Here is a 4,477-nt window from a genome sequence, read left to right as displayed (position 1 = left end):
TGGAACAAGATTTACAATCCGCTATTTCTTACGCTGGCGGTACGACTCTACAAGCAATTCGCAAAGTAGACTATGTACTTGTTAAAAACTCCATCTTCAATGGTGACCGCTAATAGAATATAGCTATGTACTAAAAGCCACAGGTAATAACCTGTGGCTTTTTTATATATTCCTCTATGCCCACTATACTGAGTGACTATATTATGTACCAAAACAATATGTTAAACTTATAAAACTACTCCCCAAAGTCATCACGACTTTGGAATTATCTTTATTTGGAGTTATTTTTATCTATGACTAGTACTAACTTTATTTAGACCTGACCTTTATTTAACTATCTTTTTTCTTTGATTTCTCCATTAACATATACGCATATTTACCAATACCTGCACTAACTACGAGTAAAACAGCTAGAAAAGCAAAAGATAAGGTAAGACTTGTAGCGTGAGCAATATATCCGATAACAGCTGGTCCCATCAAAATGCCTACATAGCCAAGCATCGTAGATGTAGCTACCGCTTGTGCCATAGGGATAACATTTTGTTCCCCCATAGCAGAGAACAAATTAGGCACCACCATAGCTAACGCAATCCCTAACAATAAAAACGTATACATTGAACCATAGCCTGGTAAAAATACAATACATCCCATTGCAATTGCACCAAATATATAGCCACTAACAACAACTTGTTTAGACGTTAAATGTTTGCCTAATCTATTACCTAATAACCGACCAATACACATGGTGGCATTAAAGAACATAACCCCCATTACGGCTTCCTCAATAATAATTCCTTTATCTTCAAATAAGTAAAGCGCACTCCAATCCCCTACTGCACCTTCCACAAGAAATGACACAAAAGAGAGTATACCAAAAATAATGGCAATCGGATGGAACGACAAAGGACTTTTAGATTTTTTCACTACCTTTGCATTTGGATCTTTACCAAATCGAAGCATAAATTGACAGATAAACAACATCACAGCCAATAATACAATAAGAGTGCCCCACATACTTTCAGTAACAGGCAGTGCTAACATTTTTAAAAGGAACAGTAATACACCTGCCCCAGCAAAGCCCCCAAGACTCCAACCACCGTGAAAGGCCCCCATTAAATGTTTTTTACTCACCTTTTCAGTAAGAATAGCCTGTAAATTAGCAGATGCACTACTAAGGCCCATACCCATACCGAAAAAGAACAACGCTGCCGTTGTTTCTACTACTGTAGTACATATAGTTACTATGGCAAGAGATAACATCCCAATAAAACTGCCAATTATTACAGCTTTTTTACACCCCAATGACTCTACTAACCTACCAGCTATAGTCATGGCAAAACAAGAACCTACACCGAGCAACAAAATCATAGAACCCAGTACATCATCCCCTATACTTAGTTTCGCTTTTAAATAAGGTACATAACCTGCCCATAAAGATGTGTACATACCAGGAATAAAAAAAGCCCCAAAAGCACCACGAATATTTGCTGTTGAAATAGAAACTTGATTGTTCATTACATCCTTTCTGGCTTCTAGAACCGTCCGGCGAAGAAAGGCCCTTTGTATCCGCTAGGTTGCGTTAACTTACATTCCTGCAGGAAACCATTTTAACTATAAATTTGATATGAAAGATATAATACCCCTCTTTACGAGCAATGTAAAGAGGGGTATATAAATCTAAAATTAAAAAATTGTCAAAGTAGATTTGACGACATTTCATCATCAAAATTTATTCCGTACGCTTGTTTATACATTGTATTAAGGATGCTATATTGACTACCTTCAAATCTACGCTCAAGGATATCATCATATTCATCATTTTTTTCATATGGTTCTACAAGGCTTTCACCCGAAAGAGAGTATCGCTTAACATTGATAATACGACAAGTAATACCTATATTGTCTCGTTTATCACGCCATACGGAAATAAGTGGCTTATTGTCACCCTGATGACGTAATACATCATGTCGACTGATGAGTTGACGTAAAGAGCGATCTAGTCGATAGTCATATTCCATGTTAATAGTAGTAATATAATCTGCTCTATCTGATAGTACATATAATATAACATTAATACGTCTATGCCCTTCAGGAGCTGATATAGGAGTAATAGATTCCATATCAACATAGTACGTCCGAGAATCATCTATAGTCTTAAACTGCACATATTTAGAAGAATCGCTCAATTTAGTTTGAGATATAGCTTGACTAGATATTGGCAAAATAAGGAATGGTAACACCCATAGTAAAAGTAAAAATATGCGTCTCATAGTCCACCTCATTGTACTAGAATATCATCAAAGTTTTGAAGATATACGGCCTTAAACAGTGCATCCGCATCATTATAAGTATTCTCATTATATCGGCTTCGACCAACTGGTCCCATCCATTCCGCATCTGTGAAAAAAGAACGGTTTTCAGTATACCACTTTTCTCCATTCAATTTATATTTACCACCAGATTTTAACTTTGCAACAATTCCAGGATGATTTTCAGCAGCCGAAATTACATCAACTAATGATGAGTTTTGTTGTTTCTCAAGATTAGAATGAATCAAGTTAGCTAGAGAATAATTGATGTCATAATAAACTGTCATTTCAGTCTCTCTGATAAAAGGGCTATTTGCGTAATCAAATACCATGTAAGAGGTCCCCTGCAATACATACTTTGGAGGATTATACTCAACAATATGAATCGAATCCAAATTAATAAATGAATAAAACTTATCTACATGATTACTCGATCCTGAAGGATATTCCTCATAAGTTACTAACTTAAAATTAGGTAATGTCTGTAATTCTTGAAGACTAATAGCCCCTGCAGGCATAGTAAAAGATACCATCATAATAAGTAAAAGTAGAAAACGTTTAAACATAATCTCAACCCCTCTCCATTTAAATTGTTAAAATACTACTACAACAAACAATATGAGTAAAAAACACCTCTTTTATTAATTTCATTGTACCATAAAAAGACTCTATCTTAGAGAAATTAAGATAGAGTCTTTTTAAACATCCTGAAAGGAGTTATTTACTTAATAAAACATTATTAACTCATTAAGTTTTACATTTAATAAGTTAAAATTCATTTTTAACATTAATTCTATTTATGCTCTTTCAACCACTGTATAGCATATTCCGCGTATACTGCTGACGCCGCAGAGAGTACAGAGTCATCCATATTAAAGCGATTGTTATGATGGTCGTAGGTAGCTTCTACATCAGGGTTTTGAATCCCGATAAAGGCAAAGCACCCTGATTTTCCTTGTAAGTACCAAGCGAAGTCTTCCCCAGGCATGACTTTACGCATCTTAGTTAGCTTTTCTTTGCCAAGTGTATCGATTACTACACGTTCTGCCAATTCGCTAGCTTTAAGGTCATTAATGGTCGGTGGTACTTTATTTACATACTCTAATGTAGCCGTAGCCCCATAGGCCTCTGCAGTGTGTTCCACAATGCGACGAATGGAATCTACAATGTATTGTTCTTGGTTTGGATCAAAGAAGCGAACTGTACCGCCCATGGAAGCTTCCCCAGGAATGACATTCCATTCTGAGCCAGAGTGAATATTGCCTATCGTTACAACTACGGAATCAAGGGCACTCACATTACGAGAAACCACGGTTTGTAAGTTCATAACGATAGCACTAGCCACCACGATAGCATCGACCGCTTGGTGTGGCTGTGCACCATGGCCTTGCTTACCTTTTACATTGATAGTAATTTGGCTACTTGCAGCCATACGAGGACCTTCCTCAACAGACACAAGGCCCGCTGGCAAATCGATCCACACATGCCCTCCAAAAATAGCATCTACCTTATCATACCAATCGCCAAACTTAATGAAATCCGGAGCCCCTGCTCCAGTTTCTTCCGCCGGTTGGAATGCTAAATATACGTCGCCTTCGATGCGGTCTTTCATAGACATTAGCATCTTTGCCGCACCTAGTAAAATAGCCATATGTCCATCATGACCACAAGCATGCATTTTACCCTCTACTTCAGATTTATAATCTACTGTATTATGTTCGTAAACAGGCAATGCATCGATGTCAGCACGTAACGCAATGGCTTTGCCAGGCTTAGAACCATGGATAATGCCGATTAATCCGATACCACGGTCTGTATCTACATGAACCTCTACGCCCATAGACTCTAGCTCTTTAGCCAAGGTCTTCGTCGTTTCAAACTCTTCATTACTAAGCTCTGGATGTTTATGAAAATATCTACGCCAATCTTGAACGTAGCCTTTATATTGCTCTATTAAATCGCGACTATGCATCATATCGCCTCCTCTACTATCAGTATATCAATCACATATCAATATGCATCGCTAATATATATTGATTAAACAGTCTACGAATTTATAAATACAAAACCTACATGAGACAAAAAAGTCCTTTGTTTAGGGGAATAACATGGCAAATCATAACCACCCGTAAAACGGGTGGTTTGCTCTGACCCTATAAGGGTCTTTC

The 4,477-nt window shown here is 37.2% G+C and carries 4 protein-coding genes and 1 pseudogene; 1 reads left to right on the top strand and 4 read right to left on the bottom strand.

Translation table 11 applies throughout. The features are described 5' to 3' along the window. Positions 1–113: pseudogene (locus Q0507_RS09725) on the top strand (GMP reductase); the annotation flags it as partial. A gap of 217 nt (positions 114–330) precedes the next feature. Here the strand turns inward: Q0507_RS09725 and Q0507_RS00020 are convergent. From Q0507_RS00020 to Q0507_RS00005, 4 genes are all read right to left on the bottom strand, one after another. Then, positions 331–1,515: an MFS transporter gene (locus Q0507_RS00020; RefSeq protein WP_298710561.1), complete on the bottom strand. Its 1,185-nt coding sequence runs from the start codon at positions 1,513–1,515 to the stop codon at positions 331–333. A gap of 179 nt (positions 1,516–1,694) precedes the next feature. Then, the gene (locus Q0507_RS00015) at positions 1,695–2,270 is read right to left on the bottom strand and encodes a hypothetical protein (protein ID WP_298710559.1); all 576 of its coding nucleotides are present in this window, start codon (positions 2,268–2,270) and stop codon (positions 1,695–1,697) included. A gap of 8 nt (positions 2,271–2,278) precedes the next feature. Beyond that, positions 2,279–2,875 carry a hypothetical protein gene (locus tag Q0507_RS00010; protein WP_298710556.1) on the bottom strand — a complete coding sequence of 199 codons (597 nt, stop codon included), beginning with the start codon at positions 2,873–2,875 and terminating at the stop codon, positions 2,279–2,281. A 227-nt stretch (positions 2,876–3,102) separates the two neighbouring features. Continuing rightward, positions 3,103–4,281, bottom strand: a complete 1,179-nt coding sequence (locus tag Q0507_RS00005) for a M20 family metallopeptidase (RefSeq protein WP_298710564.1) — start codon at positions 4,279–4,281, stop codon at positions 3,103–3,105. Between the last annotated feature and the right edge of the window lie 196 nt (positions 4,282–4,477).

Origin of the sequence: uncultured Veillonella sp., from assembly GCF_938010505.1 — a bacterium.
Lineage (GTDB): Bacteria > Bacillota > Negativicutes > Veillonellales > Veillonellaceae > Veillonella.
The sequence above is the reverse complement of the archived record's forward strand: the minus strand, read 5'-3'. Positions and strand labels throughout refer to the sequence as shown.

Bases quoted from the DNA above. Each gene is read 5' to 3' on its own strand.
- Q0507_RS00005 (WP_298710564.1), bottom strand. From the start codon at position 4,281: ATGCATAGTCGCGATTTAATAGAGCAATATAAAGGCTACGTTCAAGAT.
- Q0507_RS00020 (WP_298710561.1), bottom strand. From the start codon at position 1,515: ATGAACAATCAAGTTTCTATTTCAACAGCAAATATTCGTGGTGCTTTT.
- Q0507_RS00015 (WP_298710559.1), bottom strand. From the start codon at position 2,270: ATGAGACGCATATTTTTACTTTTACTATGGGTGTTACCATTCCTTATT.
- Q0507_RS00010 (WP_298710556.1), bottom strand. From the start codon at position 2,875: ATGTTTAAACGTTTTCTACTTTTACTTATTATGATGGTATCTTTTACT.